This is a genomic window from Streptomyces iranensis (assembly GCF_017874715.1).
Classification (GTDB): Bacteria; Actinomycetota; Actinomycetes; order Streptomycetales; family Streptomycetaceae; genus Streptomyces; species Streptomyces iranensis.
The window spans coordinates 1-26287 of the sequence record NZ_JAGGLR010000025.1 but is presented as its reverse complement, the minus strand read 5'-3'; the positions used below and the strand labels follow the sequence as shown (position 1 = coordinate 26287).

Here is a 26287-nt window from a genome sequence, read left to right as displayed (position 1 = left end):
CTCCTCGGTGCGGGCCCCCGCCATGCCACGGTGCGGGCCCGCGCCCCGCTCAGCCGGTGTCCCGCCCGGCCGCCAGCCCGCGTACGAGCGTCCCATGGGCGGCCCGGCCGATCTCCACCAGAAGGGTGCGCGCCGGATCCAGCTGGTACTGGAGCAGTACCCCGCGGGCGATGCTCTCCACGAGGAACGCCTGCGCGACGGCATCGACATCCGGGCGGACGCTTCCGTCCGCGATGCCCCGGCGGATGTCGTCCTCGACGGCGGTGCGGACCAGGTTGAGATGTCCCGCCATCCGGCTCTGCATCCCGCCGGAATCGCCGGGGCCGCCGAGCGCCTCGACGAAGAGCACCAGCAGAGCCCGCGCCCGTACCCCCGGAGCGGGCTCCGCCAGACGGACGAAGAAATGGTCGACTTTGGCCAGCACGGCTTCGAGACCACTCATCCGGTCGTATCCGGGCAGTGCCCGGAGCCGGTCGATGAACCCCTCGCGGATGTCGGTGACCACGGCTTCCACAAGCCCGGCCTTGGAGGTGAAGTGGTAGTTGACCATCCCTCGGCTGACACCGGCGCGGTCCCCGACCTCCTTGACCGTGAGCCCCCGGTAGCCCTCTTCCGCGAGGATCTCCAGCGCCGCGTCCAAAAGCTTGCGCCGGGAGGCCTCCCGCTGGTCATCGCGCCTGGTCGGGCGGCGCCCGGCCGCCGCGGTGGATTCGCTCATGGGGAGCTCAGTATGCCATCCGGGCGGCCGGAGGACGGGCGGGAGTCAGCGTTCCGCGGGGGACCTCAGGTTCGGCGAGAACTCCCGGCGGCCCGCGGTGGCGCCCGCGTCCACCGGCAGCACCACTCCGGTGATCCACGCGGCACGGCGGCCGGCCAGAAAGGCGACCGCCTCCCCGACGTCCCAGCCGCTGCCCTCGGTGCCCAGCAGCGATCGTCCGCGGCGGGTCTCCCGGACCGCTTCGGTCATCCCGGGCCTGGTGGCGACCATCGGCGTGTACACCATGCCGGGGGCCACCGCGTTGACCCTGATCCCCTCCGCTCCGTGGTGGGCCGCCATCGCACGGGTCAGGGGGACGATCGCCCCCTTGGTGACCGGATAGGCGATGTTGGGATGCCCACCGTGGAGCCCGGCCACCGATGACACATGGACGATCGACCCGCCACCGGCCCGTCGCATCGGCGGAACGCAGTACTTCGACATCAGCATCATCGAGGTGAGATTCGTGCGATGGCACCGCTCCCAGTCCGCCGGATCGACATCGACGACATCCCCGGCGGGCCCCCCGACACCCACGTTGTTGACCAGGATGTTCACCTCTCCCCAGCGCTCGAGCACCCGGGCCACACAGGAGGAGCACGACGCGGGGTCGGCCACGTCGGCCTCGACGACCAGGCTCGTTCCGCCCGCCGCCTCGATCATGGACCGGGTCGTCTCGGCCCAGCCGGCCACGTTGTCCACCAATGCCACTCGCGCGCCCCGGCGGGCCAGCAGCACCGCGGCCGCGCGGCCGTTGCCGATGCCGTCACCCCGTGAGCCCGCCCCGGTCACGATGGCGACCTGGCCCTCCAGTCCGGTTGTCTCCGCCACGACGTCTCTCCTTCGTCATCCGTCTCCACGGGCGCTTCCGCCCGGCCTGCGGTCACTCTGCGAGCCACGCGGACCTCTGTCGACGGAGCAGCCGCACAGGGCGACCGGCGCCGTATTGTGCGTTTCTCCAACCCCGTGGCCTGCCGCCGGAGGTGACCGACCATGACCGGACCGCCGAACGGCGCGGAGGCGCTGGAAGCCGTGATCACCGGTATGCGGGCCCGGGAGAACGCGCTCCGTGACCGGATGCACGCGGAGTTGTTCGACCGCGTGCCGTCCTACCGCGCGGTCCCCCGTGAGCTGCTCGACGAGGTCTGGGCCAGGCACTTCGAACGCGTCCTGGGGGTGCTGCGCGACGGCCGGGTGCCCCCTTCCCGGGAGATCGACGAAGCGGAGGTGGCCCGTGATCGCGTGGCCCGCGGGGTGTCCTTGAGCGACGGTCTGCGCGCCTTCCGCCGGGCGCTGGGCGCGATGCGGGATCTGTTCCTCGCGGAGGCGACCCGCCTGGGGCTGGATCCGCTCGTCGTCGTCGACCGCACCAGGGCCCTGTGGGAGCTCGCGGACAAGGAAAGCGCGCGGATCGCCCTGGTCCACCGGGAGGCGGACATCTCCGCGGCGCTCTTCGACGCGCAGCGGCGGGCGGCCTTCCTGCGGGGGTTGCTGTTCGGAACGCTGAGCGCGGCGGAGGTCCACAGCGGCGCGGCCATCTACGGCCTCGATCCCGCACGGGCCTATCGGGCCATCAGGGCCCGGCCGGACACCGGCCCCGGGGTGGACACCGGCCCCGGGTTGGACACCGGCCCCGGGTTGGCACGGCTGGCACGTTCGCTGGACACGCTCTGCCGGTCCCACGGCCGAACCGCGATGATCGCGGTGATGGACGAGGCGGTCGCGGGAGTCGTCGAGGCCAAGCCCGTCGTCGGCGATCTCGCGGTGACGGCGGGCCTGGGCTCGCCGACCGCGCTGGGGCAGGTTCACCGTTCGTTCCGGACCGCGGGCCGGCTTCTCGACGCCGCCGGGGCGTACGGGCTGCGCGGCGTACACGACCTGGGGGACCTGTCCTGGCGAGTGGCCGTCGCCTCGGAACCCGAACTCTCCGAGCTGCTTTTCGACCGGCACCTGCGGCCGCTGGCCGCCGAGGGTGAGTTCGGCGGGCTCGTCGAGGAGTCCGTACGGGCCTATTTCGCACTGGGCCGGCACATCGGCGCGGCGGCCGAGCACCTGCACGTCCACGTCAACACCCTGCGTTACCGCCTCCGGCGCTTCGAGGAACTGACCGGGGCCCGCCTCGACTCACCGGACACCGTGGTCGAGATCAGCTGGGCACTCGCGGCTCGCGACGTACGGTCCGGCGCACCGCCCTCCGCGTTGGACTGACGCACAACGGGCGGGTTCCCAGCGTTGTCGGAGGACACATCGACCCTTCGGCGACGCCACTTCATAGTGGGTGCACCTCGCCGACACACGGGCGGCCTCGACGTCGACATACGACCCGGACGACACGAAGGACCGCCGGAACGCCGCCTTACCGCACGGGCCGCCCCACAGCCCGCGGAACAGATCATCAGGAGCTCGTGAGCGAGCCTGCCCCGCCCCACCCCTCGGCTTCGGGCGACTCCCTTCGACCGCATTCCCGGTGTCGCGCTCACCACCGCGCTCCTGCCACCCAACCGAAGGGACAACATGAACGCGCAGAATGGGGTCGAGCCCGAGTCCCGTGGCCGGAGCGACCGGCTTCCGCCGACCCCGCGGGCCCCGCGGAAGCGAGAGGTCCGGCAGTCGTCCGGGAAGAGTCTCTTCTCCGTCCTCCTCGGCAACTGCCTCGAATGGTACGACTGGGGAATCTTCACCGTCTTCGCGGCCACCTTCGCCCCGGAGTTCTTCCCCGGCGACGACCCGGTCGCGTCCTTGCTCGGAACGCTGGCGATATACGCGGTGGGGTTCTTCTTCCGGCCGCTCGGGGGTCTCGTCCTGGGAGCCTTCACCGATCGCCACGGGCGGCGGGCCGGCATGATCGTCGCGATGCTGCTCATGGCCGGGGGCTCGGCGCTGATCGCGGTATCGCCCAGCTACGAGGCGGTGGGAGTGCTCGCCCCGGCCATCATGCTCATCGCCCGTGCCCTGCAAGGCATCTCGACGGGCGGCGAGGCCGGTGCCAGCTATACCTACCTCGCCGAAGCGGCGCCGAACGGGCGCCGCGGCCTCTTCGGGAGCCTCGGGTATGTCTCGGCGACCGTGGGCGTGCTGCTGGCCAACACGGTCGGTCTGTGGGTGCACTCCCACCTCGCCGAGGACGCGGTGTCGGCGTGGGGCTGGCGTCTCGGGTTCGCGCTCGGCGCGGTGCTGGGCCTGTGGGGGATCTATCTGCGCCGGGCGCTTCCGGAGACCGAGGCGTTCGAGAGCGCCCGTGCGAGCCGGGCAGCGGCCGGGGCGCCCACCCTTCCCGCGATGTTCGACATCCTGACGCGATATCCGCTCGTCGCATGGAAAATCTTCGGCCTGACCGCGGGATCCTCGGTGTGGTACTACCTCTTCGCGTCGTACCTGCCCGAATACGCGGCCCACCGCGGGCTGGACCACGGCTCCGCCCTGACCGCGAGCATCATTTCCCAGGCCGTTCTCATCTGTGCCCTGCCACTCCTGGGGGCGCTTTCGGACCGGGTGGGACACCGGCTGCACCTGGTGGCGTTCGCGACGATCGCCACCCTCGCCGCGGTGCCCCTGCTCGCCCTGCTGCGCCCCACCTTCGGATCACTGGTGCTGGTGCAGAGCACCGGACTGGTGATCTTCGCCGTCTGTGGGGCGGCCGTCGGATCGACCATGGCCGAGCAATTGCCCACCGAGGTCCGCGCGGCCGGTCTCGGTCTGCCCTACGCGCTGTCCGTGGCGATCTTCGGAGGCACGGCCCCGTTCGCCATCGAATGGCTCAACTCGCGACAGCTGTCCGGGGTATTCCCCTGGTACGTCGCCGCCCTGTGCGCCATCACCCTCGTATCGGCCGTCGCCCTGCGCGAACGTCGCCACCAGGACCTGCGCGACATCCCCACCGGCGAAGCCGACGCCCCGGTCACCGCTCCGTACGCCGCCGGACGTCCGCCATCAGCTTGACCAGCAGCCCGGCGAGCACCGTGCGCTCCTGATCCGACAGGCCGCGCACCAGCCTGGCCTCGCGGCCGAGCACGGTGTCGACGGACCGCTCGATGAGGGCGTGCCCCTCGGCCGTCAGGCACACCAGGACGGTGCGGCGGCCGGTGGTCCCGGGCCTGCGCAGGACGAGGCCGTCCCGCTCGGCTCGGGCGACGCGCTGCGAGATCGCTCCGGCGGTCACCAGGGTCCGGCGGGCGATCTCGCGCGTGCTCAGGGCGTAGGGCGGGCCGGAGCGGCGGACGACGGACAGCAGATCGAGGGTGGCCGCGTCGATCCCCGCCGCGCGCAGCGCCCGGTCGCGGTCGTCGGCGAAGAGCTTTCCCAGCCACCAGATGGGGGTGACGATCTCGATCGACTCCGTGGGGGCGCCCGGACGTTCCCGCTGCCAGGCCGTGGCGATGTCCGCGGCGGAGTGGACGGCCCCGGGCTCCTCCGATGAGTTACGGGCGCCGGGCTCCGGGACATCGAGGGCGGGATCGGGGTCGGCCATGGGTGCGTTCTCCTGTCGCCATGAGTTACGTTTAGACCTAAACGTAGCTGAGTACAGGAGGACTTGTGAGCCGGACCGTGCTCGTCACCGGTGGTACGAGCGGCATCGGCCGCGCCATCGCGGAGGTGTTCATCGCCGACCAGGCGGAGGTCTTCATCACCGGCCGCCACCCCGACACCGTCGAACAGACCGCCAAGGAGACGGGGGCGCACGGCGTCGTCTGTGACGCCGGCTCCCCCGAGCGGGTCGCCGCTCTCGCCGACCGGTTCGGCGAGCTGGACGTCCTGGTCAACGCGGCCGGCGGGCTGCCCGATGCGGCGCCCGACGGCCTCCCGCCCCTGGACGCGCTGCTCGCCCAGTGGCACAGCAGCCTGTCCCAGAACCTGCTCACCGCGGTACTGACCACCGCCTCGGTCCAGGAGAAGCTGACCGGCGGCGGCTCCGTCATCAGCATCGGGTCCATCGGCGCCGAGCGCCGGGGCGGCTCCTACGGCGCGGCGAAGGCCGCACTGGCCGCATGGAACGCCTCGACGTCCGCCGAGCTCGCGCCGAAGGGCGTCACCTGCAATGTCATCTCCGCGGGCTTCATCGCCGGTACCAACTTCTTCCAGGGCCAGATGACCGACGAACGCCGCGACGCGCTCGTGGCGGAGACCCACAACAAGCGTGCGGGCACGGCCTCGGACATCGCCCGGACCGCCTTCTTCCTGGCCTCGCCCGGCGCGCGGCACATCACCGGCCAGACCATTCACGTCAACGGAGGCGCTTTCACCACGCGGTAGCACCTGCCCATTCGGCCGCCGGGCTGAGACCATGGCGGGGCGGGGAGCGCAGCTGCGGACCGAGGGGGAGTCGGGACCGGTGCAGAAGAAGCAGATGATGGTGCTCGGCGTATTCGTGGTCGGGGTCCTGTGGATCAACAACCACGGTGACGGCAACACCCGCGACGGCAAATCGCCGAATCCGCATCAGACGGCCCGGTATCCGGTCCACTTCGAGAGGGACGACGGGAAGAAGGACGGGAAGAAGGGCGACGGGAAGGGCACCAAGAAGCAGCCCAAACCGCGCTCAACGGTGTCCTACCCGATCAAGTTCCACCATCGGTGATATCCGTACGGGCGCGGACGGCGGACCACTCCGGCCGAGACGACTCCCGCCCGCCCAAGGCCGTTCACGGCGCCGTGGGAAGGCGTTCGGAACCGGAACGCACGCTGACCGCCATGACCCACCTGAACCCTGCCCCCAGCCGCCGCCGGTTCCTCGCCGCGGCGGCCGGCCTCGGCGTCACCGCCGCCGGGACGTCCGGGGTGGCGGTCGCCGCCACCGGCCCGCGGCCGCTGCGCGTGGCCACGTTCAACATCCACCACGGCGCGAGTCCCGCCGACGTACTGGACCTGGACCGGGTGGCCCGGGTGATCCAGGCCATGCGGGTGGACGTCGTCGGCCTGCAGGAGGTCGACCGGTTCTGGAAGCGCAGCGGCTTCGTCGACCAGCCCGCCCGGCTGGGCGAGCGGCTGGGGATGCGGCACGCCTTCGGCGCCAACCTCGACTTGGACCCCGAGGAGCCCGGCCGGCCGCGCCGTCAGTACGGCACCGCGGTGCTCTCCAACTGGCCGATCCGGTCCTGGACCAACACCCATCTGCCGCTCGTCCCCGGCCATGAGCAGCGCGGTCTGCTCCGGGCCACGCTGGACGTGCGCGGCGGCTGCGTCGAGTTCGCGGTGACGCACCTGCAGCACGACGACAACCAGGAGCGCGAGCGGCAGTCCGCCCGGATCGTCGAGCTCCTCGGGTCCTCCCCCGAGCGCACCATCCTGGTCGGCGACCTGAACGCCACGGCCGGGACCCCGGAGATCCGGACCCTGACCGACGTGCTGGGCGATGTGTGGCCCCAGGCCGGCACCGGCGACGGCTTCACCTACGACTCCCTCGACCCGCACGCCCGTATCGACTTCCTCCTCCCCTCCCACGACCTGCGCCCGCTCACCGCCCAGGTGTTCACCGCGGACCCGGAGGCGTCGGACCACCTGCCGCTGGTGAGCGATCTGCTGCTGCCCGTGCGCCACCGCCGGTGACGCCCGAAGCCTGTGAATCCTGAGCCGGACCTGTGAACCACGGCCGAAATCTGTGAGCCACGGCCGAAACCTGTGAATCCCGGCGGCCTTTGAGTCATCCCGCGCCCGGGGCCGTATTCCCTTGCGCCGGAGCCCAAGGGAAGGGGACAGGCCGTGACGACGCTACTGAACAGCCGGGCCGGGCGGCGGCAGGCCATGCGCCGCATCCAGCCTCGCCGTTCGCATGCCGTGCCGTTGATCCTGCTCAGCCTGGCAGGTGCGGCGGCGGTGCTGTCGCTGTGGTGGCAGAACACTCCGAACGTCGAGGGCACCGCGCAGTGGCTGACCCACGCCGGGCGGCTCAGCGGGCTGCTCGGCGGCTATGTCCTCGCCCTCGTCGTCCTCCAGATGGCGCGCGTTCCGGCGCTGGAGCGGCGGGTGGGCTCTGACCGGGTCGCGCGGTGGCACGCGTTGAGCGGGCGGTACGCGCTGTGTCTGATCGTGGCGCATGTCGGGCTGATCATCGCGGGCTACGCGGAGCAGGCGGGCACCGGCCTCGTCGACCAGTCCGTCACCGTGGTCATGGACTACCCGGACATGATCAAGGCGGCGGTCGGCACCGCGATGCTGGTGGTGATCGGGCTGATCTCGGCGGGAATGGTGCGCCGCCGGATGCCGTACGAGGTGTGGTACTACCTGCATCTGTTCACCTATCTGGCGGTCTTCCTGACGTTCTGGCACCAGCTCGCGACCGGCGCGGAGTTCGTCGGGAACAAGACCGCGGAGACCGCCTGGTACGCGCTGTACGGCACGGTCACCGCGCTGGTGGTCTGGTACCGGCTGCTGGTGCCGCTGCGGCTGAATCTGCGGCACCGGATGCGGGTGGAGGCCGTCGTACCGGAGGCGCCCGGAGTGGTGTCGGTGCTGATCAAGGGGCGCAAGCTACACCGGATCGGGGCGCAGGCCGGGCAGTTCTTCCGATGGCGGTTCCTGGCCCCGGGGATGCGCTGGGGCTCCCATCCGTACTCGCTCTCCGCGCCGCCCCGGCCGGAGCTGCTGCGGATCACGGTGAAGGCGGTGGGCGGCCACAGCACGGGGCTGGCCTCGCTGGAGCCGGGGACGCGGGTGTGGGCGGAGGGTCCTTACGGGGCGATGACCGCGGCGCGGCGCAGCCGCGGCAAGGTGCTGATGATCGCGGGCGGTGCCGGGATCACCCCGATCCGGGCGCTGTTCGAGACGCTGCCGGGCAAGGGCAGCGACCTCACCCTGCTCTACCGGGCCCGCAGCGTCGGGGACCTGGCGCTGTGGAACGAGCTGAAGCAGATCGCGACCGAGCGCGGGGCCCGGCTGCTGTACGCGGTGAACGGCCCGGACGGCGCCCGGCCGGAGATCACCGCGGAGCGGCTGGGCCATCTGCTCCCCGATATCGAGGACCACGACGTCTATCTGTGCGGCCCACCGGGCCTGGCCGAGCACGCGTACGGGGCGCTGCGTGAGGCCGGGGTTCCGGATCGCCGGATCCACCACGAATCCTTCGAGCTGTGACCGAGGTGAAGCCATGAAGAGGAAGCATCCGCTGCGCCGCATCGTCGTGGGAACGGCCGCCACCGTCTCCGGTGTGGTGCTGCTGCTCGCGCTGAAGCAGCCGGGTTCGGGGGGCGGCCAGACCGTCGCCGAGAACCAGCCGGGGCAGGCGCCCCCGGTCGCGGCCACGGCGCAGCCGGGCGAGGCCGGGGCGGGGGCCGGGACGGGTGCGGGCGGCGCCCGTACGGTCACCGGCGACGCCGTGCAGACGCAGTACGGCCCGGTCCAGGTGAGCCTCACCGTCAACGGCGGAAAGATCACCGGCGCGCAGGCGGTCAAGACGCCGGACTCCGGGCCGCGCAGCGATCAGATCGCCAAGGACTCCATCCCGAAACTCAACCAGCAGGCGGTGTCCGCGGCGAAGGTGGACACGGTCTCCGGGGCCACCTACACCAGCGAGGGCTACGCCAAGTCCCTGCAGAGCGCGCTCGACAAGGCGGGTGCCAAGTGACGTACCCAATGGACGAACCCGAGCCGCTGCGCCATGTCGAGCACGTCATGGGCACGGTCTTCTCCTTCGACATCCGCGAGGTCGCGCCCGCCGACCGGCCCCGGGTGCAGGCCGCGCTGGACGGGGCCGTGGTGGGGCTGCACCGGGTGGACGAGCTGTTCTCCACCTATCGCCGGGACAGCCAGATCAGCCGGCTGGGGCGCGGTGAGCTGACGCTGTCGCGCTGCGATCCCGAGGTCCGGGACGTGCTGCGGATGTGCGAGGACGCCGAGCACCGCAGCGGTGGCTGGTTCACCGCCCGCTACGCCGGTGGCCGGCTCGACCCCACGGGCCTGGTCAAGGGCTGGGCGGTGGAGCGCGCCGCCCGGATGCTGGTCTCCTCGGGCGCCGGGTCGGTGTGTGTGAACGGCGGCGGCGACGTCCAGGTGCACGGCGGCCCCTGGCGGGTGGGCATCGCCGATCCGCTGCGCCGGGGCGAGCTGGCGGCGATCGTGGAGGCCCGCGGCGAACTGGCGGTGGCCACCTCGGGCCCGGCCGAGCGGGGCTGCCACATCCTGGACCCCCACACCGGCCGCCCCCCGGCGCAGGGCCTGGCCTCGGTCACCGTGATCGCCACCAGCCTGGCCGACGCGGACGCCGTGGCCACCGCGGCCTGCGCCATGGGCGCCGAGCGCGCCCGCCCCTGGCTGGGACGGCTCCCCGACGCCGAGGCTTATCTCGTCACCGCGGACGGCGCCACCTGGCACACCAGCGGCTTCGCCCGCCATTCGGCGGAGCTATGCGTGTAAGGCCCGTCTCGGCGGCGCTCACTCCTGGTCGCGGATCGCCTCGGCCAGCACCTGGACATGGCCGTGGTCGAGGTCCTTCACGGCCGTGAGGAGGGTCAGGGGGCCGGGGGCGGTCAGCTCGCGGAGGTGGGCGACGGCCTCGCGGCGCTCGGGGGTGGTGAGCTCGGCGCGGTAGCGGCTGGTGAACTCCGGGAAGAGGTCCGGGTCATGGCCGTACCAGCGGCGCAGCTCGGTGGACGGGGCGGCGTCCTTGGCCCATTCGTCCAGCTGGGCGTCGGCCTTGGCGAGGCCGCGCGGCCAGACGCGGTCCACCAGGACACGGGTGCCGTCGTCCGGGTCGGGGGCGTCGTACACCCGGCGGATCCGGATCGCGGGCCCGGTCGCGGACGCTCGCGCGGAGGCTTTCTTGGTGGCCATACGCCCATGGAAACATCGACCCGGCGATCACCCGCAGGGATAATGCGCCACATGGGAAAGGTGTACAAACGTATCGACGGCAGACTCCGCACCTTCATCGAAGAGCAGAAGATGTTCTTCACCGCCACCGCCCCGCTGGCCGGGGACGGCACGGTGAATCTCTCCCCGAAGGGGCTGGTCGGATCCTTCGCCGTGGTCGACGAACTGACCGTGGCCTATCTGGACTTCGCGGGCAGCAACGCGGAGACCATCGCCCATCTGCGGGAGAACGGCAGGATCACCCTGATGTGGTGCGCCTTCACCGGCCCGCCGAACATCGTGCGCGTGCACGGCCGGGGCGAGCCGGTGTTCCGTGACGATCCACGCTTCTCCGTGCTGCTGAAGCACTTCCCGGACATCGATGTCGACGACCACGGGCTGCGGGCGATCATCGTGGTGACGGCCGAGCTGATCCGGGACACCTGCGGTTACGCGGTTCCGTATCTGGACTACCGCGAGGACCGCCCGCTGCACGCCTCCCGCTTCCGGCGGGAGGACGACGAATCGCTGGACCGCTACTTCCACAGGAAGGAGCACATCGCCAGCAGCATCGACGGTCTGCCGGGGCTTCCGCTGCCGCTGCCGCCACTGAGTTCCACATAGTGGGTGTAGCGACCACATAACGAGACGGTGTTGCGGAAGCCGCCTCCGGAAGCGTTCCATCACGCGGTGCGATCCGAATCGAAGAGCTCCGCGGACAACTCCCCGACAACGGCGGGGCAGGCGCCCTCGCCGTCACCGGAGCCCGCTGCCGTCGACCGGGCGGCCCGGCGGGCCGTCACCGTCTTCCCCCTCCTTGTCCTCGCCGCCGGCGCGGCGGGCCTCGCCACGCCCGGCACCTTCAGCGGCTGGGCGCCGAACGTGCCCTATCTGCTCGGCGTGGTCATGTTCTGCATGGGGCTGACCATGACCCCACGGGACTTCTCCGGTGTGGCCAAGCGTCCGTGGGCGGTGGCGCTCGGGCTGGTCGCGCACTATGTGATCATGCCGGGGCTGGGGTGGCTGATCGCCAACCTCCTCGGTCTCTCCCCGCAGTTGGCGGCCGGTGTCATCCTGGTCGGCTGTGCGCCGAGCGGAACGGCATCCAATGTGGTGACCTATCTGGCGCGCGGCGACGTGGCGCTTTCGGTGTCGGTCGCCACCGTCTCCACGGTGCTCGCGCCGCTGGTCACCCCGCCGCTGACGCTGCTGCTTGCCGGGGAGTTCCTGCCGGTGGACGCGGAGTCGATGGTCACCGACATCCTCAAGACCGTGCTGCTGCCGGTGGTCGGGGGACTGGTCCTACGGCTGGTCGCCGGGCGGTTCATCCAGCGGGTGCTGGGGCTGCTGCCCTGGCTGTCGGCGGTCACCATCGGCGTGATCGTGGCCATCGTGGTGGCCGCCAGCGCGGACGCCATCAAGTCGGCGGCGGCGCTGGTGCTGCTCGCCGTGGTGCTCCACAACGGGCTCGGCCTGGCGCTGGGGTACGGGGCCGGCAAGCTGGCCCGGCTGGGCGCGCCCGCCAGCCGGGCCATGGCCTTCGAGGTCGGCATGCAGAACTCCGGACTCGCCGCCTCCCTGGCCGCCGCCCACTTCAGCCCGCTGGCAGCGCTCCCGGCCGCGGTGTTCTCCGTCTGGCACAACGTCTCGGGGGCCGTGGTGGCGGCCTGGATGTCGTACCGAGCCCGCGGGGCGGAGAAGCGGGCGGCCGACGGCTGAGCTGAGCGTTCCACTGGGAGTGCCCTGACCTGCCGTCGAACGTCCGCGGCACCGTCGTGGCTGGTCGCGCCCGCGCGGCGGAGCCGCATATCGACACAGTCCCGCGCCCCTAAGGGCGCCTCAGCGCTCCTTCTGGGCCAGCCTCAGCAGATGGTCGGCGAGCGCCTGGCCGCCGAGCGGGTCGCGGCTGATCAGCAGGAGCGTGTCGTCGCCCGCGATGGTGCCGAGGATGTCGTGCAGCTCCGCCGAGTCGATGGCCGAGGCGAGGAACTGGGCGGCGCCCGGCGGAGTGCGCAGCACCACGAGGTTGGCCGACGCCTCCGCCGAGATCAGCAGCTCACCCGCCAGCCGGGCCATCCGCGCCTCGCTCGCCGACTCGCCGAGCGGGGCGCGTGGCGTGCGGTCGCCGCCCTCGCTCGGCACCGCGTAGATCAGCTCACCGCCGGTGTTGCGGATCTTCACCGCGCCCAGCTCGTCCAGGTCCCGGGAGAGCGTCGCCTGGGTGACGGAGAGCCCGTCGTCCGCGAGCAGCTTGGCGAGCTGGCTCTGGGAGCGCACGGCCTGCCGGTTCAGGATGTCCACGATCCGGCGGTGGCGTGCGGTGCGGGTCTGCGGCACGGCCGGTCCGCCGTGGCCCGCGTCCTGCGCGTCGGTGTGCTGCGCCTCGGTCATCGGTGTCGTCAGTCTCCGGCTCGTCGTTCCCCGTCTCCCTCATGTGCGGCGTCCAGGACGGCGGGCAGCTCCCGGAGGAAGGTGTCCACCTCGCCGTCGGAGATGACGAGCGGCGGGGCGAGCCGGACCACATCCGGCGCGACCGCGTTCACCAGGAGTCCCGCGTCCTGAGCCGCCTTCTGCACCTGCGGCGCGAGGGACTCTGTGAGCACGATACCGAGCAGCAGCCCGGCGCCGCGGACCCGGGCGACCGATGCGTGGTCGAGCGACTCGATTCCGTTGCGCAGCCGCTCCCCCGCCCGCTTGACCCGGTCCAGGAGGCCGTCGGCGGCGATGGTGTCGAGGACGGCGAGACCGGCCGCGCAGGAGACGGGGTTGCCGCCGAAGGTGGATCCGTGCTGACCCGGGGTCAGCAGATCGGCCGCGGGCCCGAAGGCGAGGGTGGCGCCGATGGGCAGCCCGGCGCCGAGCCCCTTGGCGAGGGTGACGACATCGGGCTCGACGCCCTGCGCCTGGTGCTCGAACCAGTGCCCGGTCCGCCCGATCCCGGTCTGGATCTCGTCGAGCACCAGCAGGGTGCCGGTGGCCCGGGTGATCTCCCGCGCCGCCGCCAGATAGCCGGCCGGCGGCACGATGACGCCGTTCTCGCCCTGGATGGGCTCCAGGATGACGAGGGCGGTCTCGGTGGTGACGGCCGCGCGCAGCGCCTCCACGTCCCCGTACGGCACATGCGTCACATCGCCGGGCAGCGGAAGGAAGGGCTCCTGCTTGGCGGGCTGGCCGGTCAGGGCCAGCGCGCCCATGGTGCGGCCGTGGAAGCCGCCGTCGGTGGCCACCATGTGGGTGCGCCCGGTGCGCCGCCCGATCTTGAAGGCGGCCTCGACCGCCTCCGCGCCGGAGTTGGAGAAGTACACGCGTCCGGAGCGGCCGAAGAGCTGGAGCAGCCGCTCGGCGAGCGCCACCGGGGGCTCGGCCACGAAGAGGTTGGAGACATGGCCGAGGGTGGCGACCTGGTCGGACACCGCCCGGACGACGGCGGGGTGGGCATGGCCGAGGGAGTTGACGGCGATACCGCCGACGAAGTCGAGGTACTCCTTGCCGTCCGCGTCCCAGACCTTGGTGCCCTCGCCGTGGGTGAGCGGGAGGCGGGGGGTGCCGTAGTTGTCCATGAGCGCCCCCTCCCAGCGCCGCTTCAGCTCCGCGTTGCTCACTGGTCCTCCCCCTTGTCGCCCTTGCTGTCCCGGTCGTCCTTGCCGATCGCGGTCCCGTCCGGCAGGACCATCGTGCCGATGCCCTCGTCGGTGAAGATCTCCAGCAGGATGGAGTGCGGTACGCGCCCGTCGAGCACACGGGCGGTGGTCACCCCGTGGCGCACGGCGTACAGACAGCCCTCCATCTTCGGCACCATGCCGCTGGCCAGCTCCGGGAGCAGCTTCTCCAGCTGGCTCGCGGTGAGCTTGCTGATCACCTCGTCGCTGTTGGGCCAGTCGGCGTAGAGGCCCTCGACGTCGGTGAGCACCATCAGCGTCTCGGCGCCCAGCGCGACGGCGAGGGCGGCCGCGGCCGTGTCGGCGTTGACGTTGTAGACATGGCCGTCGTCGGCGCTGCGGGCGATGGAGGAGACGACCGGGATCCGGCCGTCGTCCAGCAGGGCCCGCACCGCGCCGGTGTCCATCTCGGTGATCTGGCCGACCCGGCCGATGTCCACCTGCTCGCCGTCGATCTCGGCGAAGTGCTTGGTGGCGGACATCAGATGGGCGTCCTCGCCGGTCATGCCGACGGCCAGCGGGCCGTGCCGGTTGAGCAGCCCGACCAGTTCGCGCTGGACCTGTCCGGCCAGCACCATCCGTACGACGTCCATGGCGTCGTCGGTGGTGACCCGCAGCCCGGCCTTGAACTCGCTCACCAGACCGTGCCGGTCCAGCTGTGCGCTGATCTGGGGGCCGCCGCCGTGGACGACGACCGGGCGCAGGCCCGCGTGGCGCAGGAAGACGACGTCCTGAGCGAAGGCGGCCTTCAGCTCGTCGTCGACCATGGCGTTGCCGCCGAACTTGACCACCACGGTCTTGCCGTGGTGCCGGGTCAGCCAGGGCAGCGCCTCGATGAGGATGCGGGCCTTGGGCAGGGCGGTGTGCTTACGGGTGGCGGTCGGCCGGCTCATGAGGCGTAGGCGCTGTTCTCGTGGACGTAGTCGGCGGTCAGGTCGTTGGCCCAGATGACCGCCGAGGCGCCGCCCGCGGCCAGGTCGGCGGTGATGCGGACCTCGCGGTAGCGCATGTCGACCAGCTCCCGGTCCTCGCCCACCGAGCCGTTCTTGCACACCCAGACGTCGTTGATCGCGACATTGAGCTGGTCCGGTTCGAAGGCGGCCGAGGTGGTGCCGATGGCGGAGAGCACCCGCCCCCAGTTGGGGTCCTCGCCGTGGACGGCGCACTTGAGGAGGTTGTTGCGGGCGATGGAGCGGCCCACCTCCACCGCGTCGTCCTCGGTGGCCGCGCCCACGACCTCGATCCGGATGTCCTTGGAGGCGCCCTCGGCGTCCCCGATCAGCTGGCGGGCGAGATCGGCGCAGACCTCGCGGACCGCCTCGGCGAACTCCGCGGCATCGGGGGCGACACCGGAGGCGCCGGAGGCCATCAGCAGCACCATGTCGTTGGTGGACATGCAGCCGTCGGAGTCGATCCGGTCGAAGGTGGTGCGGGTGGCCGCGCGCAGCGCGGTGTCCAGCCCCGGGGGGTCCACATCGGCGTCGGTGGTGAGGACGACGAGCATGGTGGCCAGGCCCGGGGCCAGCATCCCGGCGCCCTTGGCCATACCGCCCACGGTCCAGCCGGCGGGGCTCTGTACGACGGCCGTCTTGTGGACGGTGTCGGTGGTCTTGATGGCGATCGCGGCCTTCTCGCCGCCGTGCGGGGAGAGCGCCTCGGCGGCCTTGCCGACTCCGGACAGCACCGCGTCCATGGGCAGCCGGACGCCGATGAGCCCGGTGGAGGCCACGGCGACCTCGCCCGCGCTGTGGCCGAGGGCCTCCGCGGCCCTCTCGGCGGTGGCGTGGGTGTCCTGGAAGCCCAGCGGGCCGGTGCAGGCGTTGGCGCCACCGGAGTTGAGAACGACGGCCGAGACCTGACCGCCCTTGATGACCTGCTCGGACCACAGGACGGGGGCGGCCTTGACGCGGTTGGAGGTGAAGACGGCCGCGGCGGAGAGGCGCGGGCCGGTGTTCACCACGAGTGCGAGGTCGGGGTTTCCGTTCTCCTTGATCCCTGCCGCGACGCCGGAGGCCGTGAAGCCCTGGGCTGCCGTAACGCTCATGGAGCGACTCCGATCGTGGAAAGTCCCAGCTCCTCGGGGAGGCCGAGGGCGATGTTCATGCTCTGCACCGCGCCGCCCGCGGTGCCCTTGGTGAGGTTGTCGATGGCGCTGATCACGAGGGCGCGGCCGGCCGCCTCGTCATGGGCGACCTGGAGCAGCGCGGCGTTGGATCCGTAAACGGCGGCGGTGGAGGGCCACTGGCCCTCGGGGAGGAGGGTGACGAACGGCTCGTCCCGCAGCGCCTTGTCGTACGCGGCGCGCAGGCTCTCCCCGGTGACTCCGGGCCTGGCCTTGGCGCTGGAGGTGGCGAGGATGCCGCGGGGCATCGGGGCGAGGGTCGGGGTGAAGGAGACCGACACCCGCTCCCCCGCCGCGGCGGACAGGTTCTGGATCATCTCGGGGGTGTGCCGGTGGCCGCCGCCGACGCCGTACGGGCTCATCGAGCCCATGACCTCGCTGCCCAGCAGATGCGGCTTGGGCGCCTTGCCCGCGCCCGAGGTCCCGGAGGCGGCGACGATGACCGCCTCGGGCTCCAGCAGCCCGGCCGCGTACGCCGGGAAGAGCGCGAGGGAGACGGCGGTGGGGTAGCAGCCCGGCACCGCGATGCGCTTGGTGCCCTCCAGCGCGGCGCGGGCGCCGGGCAGTTCGGGCAGGCCGTAGGGCCAGGTGCCGGCGTGCGGCGAACCGTAGAACCGCTCCCAGTCCGCCGCGTCCTTCAGCCGGAAGTCGGCGCCGCAGTCGATGACCAGGACCTGGTCGCCGAGCTGTTCGGCCACGGCGGCGGACTGCCCGTGCGGCAGCGCCAGGAAGACCACGTCATGCCCGGCCAGCGCCTCGGCGGAGGTGGCCTCGAGCACCCGCCCGGCCAGCGGGAGCAGATGGGGCTGCAGCCCGGCGAGGGGCTGCCCGGCGTTGGAGTTGCCGGTCAGGGTGCCGATCTCCACCTCCGGGTGGGCGAGCAGCAGCCGCAGCAGTTCCCCGCCCGCGTATCCGCTCGCGCCCGCCACCGCAGCACGTATGGCCATCGCCGTCGTCCTCCCTAGATGATGGCATGACTATACGTTCCACGACAGCTTTATGCAACGAGAGCCCTCGTCACCGAAGAGCGAGGCCCCCGTCCACCTGGAGGACGGCACCGGTCGTCCAGGACGACTGGTCGGAGGCAAGGTAGAGGGCCGCGTTCGCGATCTCTTCCATGCGGCCGATGCGTCCGATGGGGTAGGCGCGCCGCACATACCGCTCGTAGTCGGTGCGTTGCTCGGGTGCCATCGGGCCGAGGTACTGACGGTCGAAGGTGGGTGTGGCCACGGAACCGGGAGCAATGGCGTTGACCCGCACACCGCTGGGGCCCAGCTCGTTGGCGAGGGCGCGGGTGAGGGACTCGATGGCCCCCCTGGTCGCCGAGTACATGCTGGAGGGGCGGTCGGCGACCATGGTGTTGGCCCAGTAGCTGGACATGTTGATGACGGTGCCCTGCGCCGCGACAAGAGAGGTCAGCAGGAGCTGAATGAGGCGGAAGGGCGCGGTGAGATTCAAGGTCACCATGGTCTCCACGTCGTCGAGCGTGACGTCGGCCAGCGGTTTCATGCGGGCCAGGCCGACGTTGTTGACGAGGATGTCGATATCGACATCGAGCCGAGCGATCGCATCGGGCATCGCCGGCACGTCGGCCAGGTCCACGGCAAGAGTATGCACCGTGACCTGCTCGCCGCTCAGTTCGTGAGCCGCCTTCGCCAGCTTGTCCGGATCGCGGGCAAGCAGCACCAGGTCGGCCCCCTCCGCGGCGAATGCCGTGGCGATCGCACGGCCGAGCCCTTCGCTGCCTCCCGTGATCAGCGCCGTGCGCCCGTCAAGCTTTCCCATGCCTCTACCCCTCGCGGTCTCTCGGCCATAAAACGGAGAACCCCTCTCCGTTTGCAACATAGCACAAACGGAGAGGGGCTAACCGTTTCCGGGGGTAGGCTGGCTGCATGCCCGATGCAGAAACCCCCGCGCGCGCCGACGCCCTGCGCAACCGCGAACTTCTGATCAAGGTCGCCCGGCACGCGGTGGCCGAGTTGGGCCTGGGGGTGTCGGTGAACGAGATCGTGCGACGTGCCGGACTGGGTCAAGCGACGTTCTACCGTCGCTTCGCCTCCCGCGAGGAACTGCTCTCGGCCGTGCTCGGTGACGTACTCGACGAAGTCCTCGACGGCCTCCGACAAGCCGCCGAAGCGGACCCCGCGCAGGGGCTGCGAGACGCGCTGCGCCTTCTCGTGGAGCACCAGGCACGCCACCGCGGCCTCTTCGAGCTCCTCAACGACCATCCAGGAGCGGCGGCAGAAGTCCATGCCGACAGCCAGGCGCGAGTACGCGAGCAACTCCGCCGCATCGGCGAGCGCGCCCAGGAAGCGGGAGCCATGCACCCTGACGCGCGATGGCAGGACCTACCCTTCCTCGCGGGCTCACTCGCGGCGACATCCCCTTCCTGCCTCGGCATCGACGCCGACGACAACCTGACCGACCGATTGCTCGGCACGGTGCTCGCCGGCCTTCGAACGGGAACTGCCCGCGTCTGAGCCCGATCACCCCACTCCAATGATCATGACCCGGCGTCCGCGCGTATGACCGGCTTGGCTGTCGACGTGCGCCGCCGCGGCCTCGGCGAGCGGATATGACTTCTCGACCGGGATGTGGAGCTTCCCCCGCGAGATGAGGTCGACGGCCTCGGCAAGCGCTTCCGGCACGCTCCCGGCCACGCCGGAGAATCGGACACCGAGCTCCGGCGCGCCGAGATCGGCGATGGAGATCACCTTCCGCGGATCCCCGGTCAGCTCGACGAGCTCGCGGATCACCCCCGAACCGGCCAGATCGAGCGCCGCGTCGACCCGGCCGAGCCGCCGCACCCGCTCGACCCAGCCCTCGCCGTACGTCGTGGGGACGGCCCCCAGGCTCCGCAGATAGTCCTGGTTCGCGGCCCCGGCCGTGCCGATCACCGTGATGCCGCGGTCGCGGGCGATCTGCAGCACCGCCGATCCGACGCCCCCGGACGCACCGCTGACCAGCAGCGTCTGCCCGGACCGCACACCGACCTCGCGGATGACGCGCAGCGCGGTCTCCACCACGGAGGGGTACCCGGCCGCCTCCTCGAACGTCAGCCCCTCGGGCATCCGGACCCAGGCCGACAGCACGGCGAATTCGGCGTAGGTGCTCGAGCCCTCGCCGAACACATGGTCTCCGGCCTCGACCCCTTCGACACCCTCGCCGACCTCGTCCACCACCCCGGAGGCGTCCAGCCCGACTCCGGAGGGCAGCTCGACCGGATGGGCCCCCAGGACCTGGCCTTCACGGATCCGCCAGTCGACGGGGTTCACGCCCGCCGCCCGCACGGCGATACGCACCTGGCCGGGGCCCGCGTGGGGCTCCTCGGCGGCTATGAGTTGCAGAACGTCCGGACCGCCGAACTCGGCGAAGCTCACTCTCTTCATGCCGCCGACCGTAACACTAACGGTTAGGGTTTAAAAACGGTTCTGGTTTTGCATCTGATAGCGTGAGACCATGACCGTGCCGCCCGGACGCCGTGAGCGCAAGAAGGCCGCGACCCGTCAGAAGATCGCTGATGCCGCCCTGCGGCTCTTCCTGGAACGCGGGTACGACGCGGTGGGCATCCGTGACGTGGCCGCCGAGGCCGATGTGGCCGTCACCACGCTCTTCTCCCACTTCGCCTCGAAAGAGGCCCTGGTGTTCGAGCAGGACCAGGACTTCGAGCAACGCCTCACACAGGCGGTCACCGGCCGGGCGCCGCACGAACCGCTCCTCCCCACGCTGCGCCGCGAGATCCATGCCCTGGTGCGCCATTGCACAGCGGACGGCGCCGCCCCGGTCTGGCACATGATCGACGCATCGCCCGCCCTGCGGGAGTACGAGGAGTCGATGCGGCTGCGCCATGCGGAGTCGCTGGCCACGGCCATCGCCGCCGACCCCGGCCGGTCACAGACCACGACGGCCTGCCGGACGATCGCGAGGTTCGTGATCGACGCCTATGCGCTGGCCCGTGAGGCGGCCGATCCGGAGGCCGCGGTGGACGAGATCTTCCGGATGATCGAGGCGGCCTGGGAGACCGCCTCACCTTCTCCACTTATGTGACTCGTTCTCGACGTACGTGACTCGACGTACGTGAGGAACCGTTCCGCGCGACACTGAAGGGGGTGCCGGGCCGCGATCCGCGGCCTCGGACGAGAGGGAGCGGTCGTGACGGACCGGAGTCGGGAGTCGGGCAGCAGGCGGTTGCTCGGCGAGCTGCTGGCCGCCAGCCATCTGATGCCGCTGGAGATGCTGCCGGCCGCCGTGGCCGAGCACGCGGCGTGCGCCGGTATCGACCAGGTGGTGATCTACCTCGCCGATGTGCGGCGGCGCGTGCTGCGCCGGCTGACCGCGGAGGCCACCGAGAGGCCTGCGGGCGGGGAACCGGAGGAGCTGAAGGTCGAGGGCACCGTGCCGGGCCGGGCCTACCAGTACGGGGAGGTGCTGCCCGCGGCCCCCGCCGAGCCGGGCCGCCACCAGTGGTGGGTGCCGCTGCTGGACGGCACCGAGCGGATCGGTCTGCTGCGCGTCACCACGGCCACCGACGACGCACGGGCCCGCGAGGACATGAAACTGCTCTCCGCCCTCGTGGCGCTCATCGTGGTCAGCAAGCGCGACTACAGCGACGCCTTCGCCCGGCTGGTGGGCAGCGAGGCGATGACCATCGCGGCCGAAATGCAGTGGCGCCTGATGCCACAGACCAGCTACGCGGACGGCCGGGTGGCCATCTCTGCCGTCATGGAGCCGGCGCTCGAGATCAGCGGGGACGCCTACGACTACGCCACCGACGGGCCGACGGTGGTCCTGGCGGTCTTCGACGCGATGGGGCACGACACCGCCGCCGGGCTGACCGCCAACCTCGCCCTGGGAGCGTGCCGCAACGCCCGTCGGCGGCGCGTCGGCCTGCTGCAGACCGGCCGGCGGATCGACGAGGTGCTCGTCGAGCAGTTCCACGGGGCCCGCTACACCACCGGCATCCTGGCCGAGCTGGACACCCGGAGCGGGGAGCTGCACTGGGTCACCTACGGCCACCACCCGCCGCTGGTCATCCGCGGCGGCCGCTGGACCACCCATCTGCGATGCCCGCCGGGCCTTCCCCTGGGCATGGGCCTGGGGCTGGAGGCCACGCTGTGCCGGGAGCAGCTCCAGCCCGGCGACCGTCTCGTGTTCTACACCGACGGCATCACCGAGGCGCGGCGCCCCGGCGGCCGCGAGTTCGGCCTGACCCGGTTCGTCGACTTCCTCGTCCGGCAGCACGCCGACGGGCTGCCCGTCCCGGAGACCCTGCGCCGCCTGATCCGCGCCGTCATGGCCCACCACGACGGCCATCTCCAGGACGATGCCACCGTCCTGCTCTGCGAATGGCTGGGCCCCGTGCCCGGCCCCACCGATCAGGCCGCCGCCCTGATGGGCCTCCCCTCCACGTAGCCACCCGTACGAGACGGGAGAAGGGGACCGCCCCGGCCGGGCGAGTGCCGGACGGGGCGGTGCGGTGCGGTGCGGTGCGGTGTGGTGCGGTGGTGCGTCAGGCGGGTCAGCCGAGGGTGGCGAGGGCCTGGTTGAGGGTCGCGGACGGGCGCATGACGGCCGCGGCCTTGGCGGTGTCGGGCTGGTAGTAGCCGCCGATGTCGGCCGGGGAGCCCTGCACCGCGAGCAGCTCGTCGACGATCGTCCGCTCCTGGGTGGAGAGCGTGTCGGCGAGCTGGGCGAACGCCTTGGCCAGGTCGGCGTCGTCGGTCTGCTGGGCCAGCTCCTGGGCCCAGTACAGGGCCAGGTAGAAGTGGCTGCCGCGGTTGTCGATACCGCCGACGCGACGGCTGGGCGACTTGTTCTCGGCCAGGAAGGTGCCGGTCGCCCGGTCGAGGGTGTCGGCGAGGACCTGGGCCCGCGCGTTGCCCGTCTTCTGCGCGAGGTGCTCGAAGCTGACCGCGAGGGCCAGGAACTCGCCCAGGCTGTCCCAGCGCAGGTAGTTCTCCTTGACCAGCTGCTGGACGTGCTTGGGCGCCGAGCCGCCCGCGCCGGTCTCGAACAGACCGCCGCCGTTGATCAGCGGGACGACCGAGAGCATCTTGGCGCTGGTGCCCAGCTCCAGGATCGGGAACAGGTCGGTCAGGTAGTCACGCAGGACGTTGCCGGTGACCGAGATCGTGTTCTCGCCGCGGCGGATCCGCTCGAGGGAGAGCTTGATCGCCTCGACCGGGGCCAGGATCCTGATGTCCAGGCCCTCGGTGTCGTGCTCCGGCAGATACGCCTTGACCTTCTCGATGAGGTTGGCGTCGTGGGCGCGGCCCTCGTCCAGCCAGAAGACGGCCGGGTCGCCGGTGGCGCGGGCGCGGGTGACGGCCAGCTTGACCCAGTCCTGGATCGGCACGTCCTTGGTCTGGCACATCCGGAAGATGTCACCGGCGCCGACGACCTGCTCGAGGACCGCGTTGCCCGCCCCGTCCAGGACGCGGACGGTGCCGGTGGTGGGGATCTCGAAGGTCTTGTCGTGGCTGCCGTACTCCTCGGCCTTCTGCGCCATCAGGCCGACGTTGGGCACCGAGCCCATGGTGGCCGGGTCGAAGGCGCCGTGGGCGCGGCAGTCGTCGATGACGGCCTGGTAGATCCCGGCGTAGCTGCTGTCCGGGATCACCGCGAGGGTGTCGTGCTCCCCGCCGTCCGGGCCCCACATGTGGCCGGAGGTGCGGATCATGGCCGGCATGGAGGCGTCGACGATGACGTCGGACGGCACATGCAGGTTGGTGATGCCGCGGTCGGAGTCGACCATGGCCAGCTCCGGGCCCTCGGCGAGCTCGGCGTCGAAGGACGCCTTGATCGCCGCACCCTCGGGCAGGGCCTCCAGGCCCTTCAGGATGCCGCCCAGACCGTCGTTCGGGGTCAGACCGGCGGCGGCGAGGGTCTCACCGTGCTCGGCGAAGGTCTTGGGGAAGAAGGCGCGTACGCCGTGGCCGAAGACGATCGGGTCGGAGACCTTCATCATCGTGGCCTTCAGGTGCAGCGAGAACAGCACGCCCTCCGCCTTGGCGCGGGCCACCTGCGCCGAGAGGAACTCGCGCAGCGCCGCGACGCGCATCACGGAGGCGTCCACGACCTCGCCCGCCAGCACCGGTACGGACTCGCGCAGCACGGTGGTGGAGCCGTCGTCGCCCGCCAGCTCAATGCGCAGCGAGCCGTCCTCCGGGATCACCACGGACTTTTCGGTGGAGCGGAAGTCGTCGGTGTCCATGTGGGACACATTGGTCTTGGAATCGGCCGTCCAGGCGCCCATGCGGTGCGGGTTGGCCCTGGCGTAGTTCTTCACCGAGGCGGGGGCGCGGCGGTCGGAGTTGCCCTCGCGCAGCACCGGGTTCACCGCGGAGCCCTTGACCTTGTCGTAACGGGCGCGGATCTCCCGCTCCTCGTCGGTCTTCGGGTCGTCCGGGTAGTCCGGCAGTGCGTAGCCCTGCTGCTGCAGCTCGGCGACCGCGGCCTTCAGCTGCGGGATCGAGGCCGAGATGTTCGGCAGCTTGATGATGTTGGCCTCGGGGGTCTTGGCAAGGTCACCCAGCTCGGCGAGGGCGTCGGGGATGCGCTGGCCCTCTTCCAGGTGCTCGGGGAACTGGGCGATGATCCGGCCCGCCAGGGAGATGTCCCGGCTCTCCACGCCGACCCCGGCCGTGGAGGCATACGCCTCGATCACCGGCAGGAACGAGTACGTCGCGAGGGCAGGGGCCTCGTCCGTGTGCGTATAGATGATGGTCGAGTCAGTCACCGGGTGCTCCGCTCCACGTCTGCAACATTGCTCGACATCAAGATATCTGGTGCCGAGTGCTTTCCCGAAAGGGCCCTGGGCAGAGAGCCGCGCCCTGGTCACGGCCCGCGCCCCGATGGGATCGTCCGGTCCGTGCCGATGACCCTGCGGGGCGCGCGGGTGGTGCCGCGCCCCACCGTCCCTTCCGATGTTCCCTCCCTGGTGACGGCGGTGCGCGAGGATCTGGCCGAGCCCGGCGCCGAGCAGCTGACCATCGAGTGCGAGGGTGCGGTGATCGGCTTCGTCCAGTGGTCGGCCGAGGCCGATCAGGACTACCTCCCGCTACGTATCGACATCATCCAGACATCTATGTGGACCCGGCGGTGCGCGGGCGGGGGCTGGGCACCGACTCCGTACGCACCCTGGCCCGCCATCTGATCACCGACCACGGCCACCACCGGGTCGTGATCGACCCGGCGGCCGGCAGCGCCGCCGCGATCCGCTGCTACGGCAAGGTCGGCTTCCGGCCCGTCGGCGTCATGCGGTCCTATGAGCGCGGAGCCGACGGTACGTGGCACGACGGCCTGCTGATGGATCTGCCGGCCGAGGAGCTCACACCGTGAGCGGGGACCCGGGGAGCGTTCGTGTCACGTACCGTCCACGCGCAACCGCCACTCGCCCGCCCGGCCGGTGAGGGTGACCGTGGAGAGCGGACGGATGTCGACGTTCCAGTAGCAGTGCGGCGGCGCCTTGATCGCGTACATCAGGGCGGCGCGGACCACCCCGGGGTCGGCCACGGCCACCATCTTTGCGTGGTCCTCGGCCGGGCGGGTGTCCAGCCAGCCGCCGATCCGCATGATGAACGCGTGCAGCGACTCCCCGCCGTGCGGTACGGAGCGCGGATCGCCGAGCCAGGCGTCCACCTCCGTGGGTTCGCGCGCCATCACATCGGCGAGGGAGCGGCCCGCCCAGCGGCCCATGTCGCAATCGCGCAGCGCGAGTTGGACCAGTGGCGTGAAGCCCAGCGCGTCGCCGGTCTCCCGGCTGCGGGTCGACGGCGAGCAGTAGCGCAGCTCCGCCGCGGCCAGCGGCAGCAGCCCGGGGGCCGCGCGCTCGGCGGCGAGCCGGCCCTCCGAATCCAGCGGCCGGTCGTCACCGAAACGCTCCCCCAGCCGGGAGGAGCTGCGGCCGGCGGCGACCAGCGTCAGCCGAAACGTCATCCCGGCATCGTAAGGTCACGGCCGCGGCTCCAGGGCCCGTACCCAGGAGAAGAGCAGGGCCTTCCCGTGTGCGCGCCCGAAGGGGCGCGGGGCTGTGTCGATGTGCGACTCCACCACGTGGGCGCGACCGGCCACGACGGCGCCGCAGCCGATCGACGGCAGACCAGGGCATTCGCGGCGGAGCGCTTACGGGGTGCCCGGCGGATCTTTCCCCTCCCCGCCCCTTCCCGTTACCAGTGGCTCTGCCCCTGGACCCCGTGGCCTGCGGCCTGGGGCGAAGCCCCGCCACGCGGCGGACCCGCATATCGATGCCGCGGAAAGGGGCGGAGCCCCGGGCCGAGATCTGAGGCGCAGCCCCGGGCCGAGACCTGAGGCGCAACCCCGGCCCGGGGTCTGGGGGGCAGCCCCGGGCCGAGACCTGAGGCGCAACCCCGGCCCGGGGTCTGGGGCGCAGCCCCGGCCAGGGGCCTGAGGCGCAGCCCCGGGCCGAGACCTGGAGCGCAACCCCACTCCGGGGTCTGCGGCGCAACCCGGCCCGGGACCTGAGGCGAGCCCCGGACTGGGGTCTGGGGCGCAGCCCCGCGCCGAGACCTGAAGCGCAACCCGGCCCGGGACCTGAGGCGCAACCCGGCCCGGGACCTGAGGCGCAACCCGGCCCAAGACCTGAGGCGCAACCCGGCCCGGGACCTGAGGCGCAACCCGGCCCGAGACCTGAGGCGCAGCCCCGGACTGAGGTCTGGGGCGCAGCCCCGCGCCGAGACCTGAAGCGCAACCCGGCCCGGGACCTGAGGCGCAGCCCGGCCCAAGACCTGAGGCGCAACCCCGGGCCGGGGTCTCGGGGCGCAGCCCCGGTTTCGGGGTCTCGGGGCGCAGCCCCGGTTTCGGGGTCTCGGGGCGCAGCCCCGGTTTCGGGGTCTCGGGGCGCAGCCCCGGTTTCGGGGTCTGAGGCGCAGCCCCGGTTTCGGGGTCTGAGGCCCAACCCCAGCCCGAGACCTGAGGCGCAACCCCGGGCCGGGATCTGGGGCGCAGCCC

Annotated in this window: 26 protein-coding genes and 1 pseudogene; 14 read left to right on the top strand and 13 right to left on the bottom strand. The window is 71.7% G+C overall.

The genetic code is table 11. The features are described from left to right. Positions 1-49: 49 nt before the first annotated feature. Positions 50-718: a TetR/AcrR family transcriptional regulator gene (locus J2Z30_RS37020; protein WP_044568644.1), complete on the bottom strand. Its 669-nt coding sequence runs from the start codon at positions 716-718 to the stop codon at positions 50-52. Positions 719-763: 45 nt separating this feature from the next. After that, positions 764-1588, bottom strand: coding sequence for an SDR family NAD(P)-dependent oxidoreductase (locus tag J2Z30_RS37015; protein ID WP_044568645.1), 825 nt, complete (start codon positions 1586-1588; stop codon positions 764-766). A gap of 162 nt (positions 1589-1750) precedes the next feature. Here J2Z30_RS37015 and J2Z30_RS37010 point away from each other — a divergent pair, with 162 nt between their 5' ends. Continuing rightward, positions 1751-2965 carry a PucR family transcriptional regulator gene (locus tag J2Z30_RS37010; protein WP_052701279.1) on the top strand — a complete coding sequence of 405 codons (1215 nt, stop codon included), beginning with the start codon at positions 1751-1753 and terminating at the stop codon, positions 2963-2965. A 306-nt stretch (positions 2966-3271) separates the two neighbouring features. Then, positions 3272-4696, top strand: coding sequence for an MFS transporter (locus J2Z30_RS37005; RefSeq protein WP_052701280.1), 1425 nt, complete (start codon positions 3272-3274; stop codon positions 4694-4696). On the opposite strand, the gene J2Z30_RS37000 is transcribed toward J2Z30_RS37005, so the two are convergent. Further along, the gene (locus tag J2Z30_RS37000) at positions 4656-5225 is read right to left on the bottom strand and encodes a MarR family winged helix-turn-helix transcriptional regulator (RefSeq protein ID WP_044568646.1); all 570 of its coding nucleotides are present in this window, start codon (positions 5223-5225) and stop codon (positions 4656-4658) included. The genes J2Z30_RS37005 and J2Z30_RS37000 overlap by 41 nt on opposite strands. A gap of 65 nt (positions 5226-5290) precedes the next feature. On the opposite strand from J2Z30_RS37000, the gene J2Z30_RS36995 reads away from it, so the two are divergent. From J2Z30_RS36995 to J2Z30_RS36970, 6 genes are all read left to right on the top strand, one after another. Next, complete coding sequence (locus J2Z30_RS36995; protein ID WP_044568647.1) at positions 5291-6007, top strand: SDR family NAD(P)-dependent oxidoreductase; 717 nt, start codon at positions 5291-5293, stop codon at positions 6005-6007. A 79-nt stretch (positions 6008-6086) separates the two neighbouring features. Further along, positions 6087-6332 carry a hypothetical protein gene (locus tag J2Z30_RS36990; protein ID WP_209469000.1) on the top strand — a complete coding sequence of 82 codons (246 nt, stop codon included), beginning with the start codon at positions 6087-6089 and terminating at the stop codon, positions 6330-6332. Positions 6333-6445: 113 nt separating this feature from the next. Beyond that, positions 6446-7300, top strand: coding sequence for an endonuclease/exonuclease/phosphatase family protein (locus J2Z30_RS36985; RefSeq protein WP_044568649.1), 855 nt, complete (start codon positions 6446-6448; stop codon positions 7298-7300). Positions 7301-7495: 195 nt separating this feature from the next. Then, a complete protein-coding gene (locus tag J2Z30_RS36980; protein ID WP_044581151.1) occupies positions 7496-8824 on the top strand; it encodes a ferredoxin reductase family protein in 1329 nt (442 codons plus the stop codon). Positions 8825-8837: 13 nt separating this feature from the next. After that, positions 8838-9314 carry an FMN-binding protein gene (locus J2Z30_RS36975; protein WP_044568650.1) on the top strand — a complete coding sequence of 159 codons (477 nt, stop codon included), beginning with the start codon at positions 8838-8840 and terminating at the stop codon, positions 9312-9314. Between the two features lie 47 nt (positions 9315-9361). Further along, positions 9362-10102 (top strand): FAD:protein FMN transferase, encoded by a 741-nt coding sequence (locus J2Z30_RS36970; RefSeq protein ID WP_044581152.1) that lies wholly within the window; start codon positions 9362-9364, stop codon positions 10100-10102. Positions 10103-10120: 18 nt separating this feature from the next. Here J2Z30_RS36970 and J2Z30_RS36965 read toward each other — a convergent pair whose 3' ends face one another. Beyond that, on the bottom strand, positions 10121-10519 hold the full coding sequence (locus J2Z30_RS36965) for a DUF488 domain-containing protein (RefSeq protein ID WP_044568651.1): 399 nt from the start codon (positions 10517-10519) through the stop codon (positions 10121-10123). A 51-nt stretch (positions 10520-10570) separates the two neighbouring features. On the opposite strand from J2Z30_RS36965, the gene J2Z30_RS36960 reads away from it, so the two are divergent. Both J2Z30_RS36960 and J2Z30_RS36955 read left to right on the top strand, forming a co-directional pair. Continuing rightward, positions 10571-11161: a pyridoxamine 5'-phosphate oxidase family protein gene (locus tag J2Z30_RS36960; RefSeq protein ID WP_044568652.1), complete on the top strand. Its 591-nt coding sequence runs from the start codon at positions 10571-10573 to the stop codon at positions 11159-11161. Positions 11162-11227: 66 nt separating this feature from the next. Next, a complete protein-coding gene (locus J2Z30_RS36955) occupies positions 11228-12256 on the top strand; it encodes a bile acid:sodium symporter family protein (RefSeq protein WP_044581154.1) in 1029 nt (342 codons plus the stop codon). A gap of 120 nt (positions 12257-12376) precedes the next feature. Here the strand turns inward: J2Z30_RS36955 and J2Z30_RS36950 are convergent, their stop codons facing one another. The 6 genes from J2Z30_RS36950 to J2Z30_RS36925 all read right to left on the bottom strand — a co-directional run bounded on the left by J2Z30_RS36950 (position 12377) and on the right by J2Z30_RS36925 (position 18103). Beyond that, positions 12377-12928 (bottom strand): arginine repressor, encoded by a 552-nt coding sequence (locus J2Z30_RS36950; protein WP_044568653.1) that lies wholly within the window; start codon positions 12926-12928, stop codon positions 12377-12379. A gap of 8 nt (positions 12929-12936) precedes the next feature. After that, positions 12937-14139, bottom strand: a complete 1203-nt coding sequence (locus tag J2Z30_RS36945) for an acetylornithine transaminase (RefSeq protein WP_044568655.1) — start codon at positions 14137-14139, stop codon at positions 12937-12939. Continuing rightward, on the bottom strand, positions 14136-15089 hold the full coding sequence (argB, locus tag J2Z30_RS36940; protein ID WP_044568657.1) for an acetylglutamate kinase: 954 nt from the start codon (positions 15087-15089) through the stop codon (positions 14136-14138). The genes J2Z30_RS36945 and argB overlap by 4 nt, the downstream gene beginning before the upstream one ends. Further along, positions 15086-16240: a bifunctional glutamate N-acetyltransferase/amino-acid acetyltransferase ArgJ gene (gene argJ, locus J2Z30_RS36935; protein ID WP_044568659.1), complete on the bottom strand. Its 1155-nt coding sequence runs from the start codon at positions 16238-16240 to the stop codon at positions 15086-15088. Before argJ ends, argB begins: the two co-directional genes overlap by 4 nt. Next, positions 16237-17265, bottom strand: coding sequence for an N-acetyl-gamma-glutamyl-phosphate reductase (argC, locus tag J2Z30_RS36930; protein WP_044568661.1), 1029 nt, complete (start codon positions 17263-17265; stop codon positions 16237-16239). Before argC ends, argJ begins: the two co-directional genes overlap by 4 nt. A gap of 70 nt (positions 17266-17335) precedes the next feature. Continuing rightward, entirely contained in the window at positions 17336-18103 is a 768-nt protein-coding gene (locus J2Z30_RS36925) for an SDR family NAD(P)-dependent oxidoreductase (protein ID WP_044568662.1), read from the bottom strand. A 107-nt stretch (positions 18104-18210) separates the two neighbouring features. Here J2Z30_RS36925 and J2Z30_RS36920 point away from each other — a divergent pair, with 107 nt between their 5' ends. Next, positions 18211-18798, top strand: coding sequence for a TetR/AcrR family transcriptional regulator (locus tag J2Z30_RS36920; protein WP_052701281.1), 588 nt, complete (start codon positions 18211-18213; stop codon positions 18796-18798). 6 nt (positions 18799-18804) lie between these two features. Here the strand turns inward: J2Z30_RS36920 and J2Z30_RS36915 are convergent, their stop codons facing one another. Next, positions 18805-19707 carry an NADP-dependent oxidoreductase gene (locus J2Z30_RS36915; protein ID WP_044568663.1) on the bottom strand — a complete coding sequence of 301 codons (903 nt, stop codon included), beginning with the start codon at positions 19705-19707 and terminating at the stop codon, positions 18805-18807. Positions 19708-19777: 70 nt separating this feature from the next. Between J2Z30_RS36915 and J2Z30_RS36910 the strand changes: the two genes are divergently transcribed. Further along, positions 19778-20365 (top strand): TetR/AcrR family transcriptional regulator, encoded by a 588-nt coding sequence (locus tag J2Z30_RS36910; RefSeq protein ID WP_044568664.1) that lies wholly within the window; start codon positions 19778-19780, stop codon positions 20363-20365. A gap of 174 nt (positions 20366-20539) precedes the next feature. After that, a complete protein-coding gene (locus J2Z30_RS36905; RefSeq protein WP_078957271.1) occupies positions 20540-21730 on the top strand; it encodes a PP2C family protein-serine/threonine phosphatase in 1191 nt (396 codons plus the stop codon). A gap of 106 nt (positions 21731-21836) precedes the next feature. On the opposite strand, the gene J2Z30_RS36900 is transcribed toward J2Z30_RS36905, so the two are convergent. Then, the gene (locus J2Z30_RS36900) at positions 21837-24056 is read right to left on the bottom strand and encodes an NADP-dependent isocitrate dehydrogenase (protein WP_044568666.1); all 2220 of its coding nucleotides are present in this window, start codon (positions 24054-24056) and stop codon (positions 21837-21839) included. A gap of 138 nt (positions 24057-24194) precedes the next feature. Here J2Z30_RS36900 and J2Z30_RS51895 point away from each other — a divergent pair. Then, positions 24195-24658 (top strand): annotated as a pseudogene (locus tag J2Z30_RS51895) (GNAT family N-acetyltransferase). Positions 24659-24682: 24 nt separating this feature from the next. On the opposite strand, the gene J2Z30_RS36890 reads toward J2Z30_RS51895, so the two are convergent. Beyond that, a complete protein-coding gene (locus tag J2Z30_RS36890) occupies positions 24683-25255 on the bottom strand; it encodes a histidine phosphatase family protein (RefSeq protein WP_044568667.1) in 573 nt (190 codons plus the stop codon). Positions 25256-26287: the final 1032 nt, after the last annotated feature.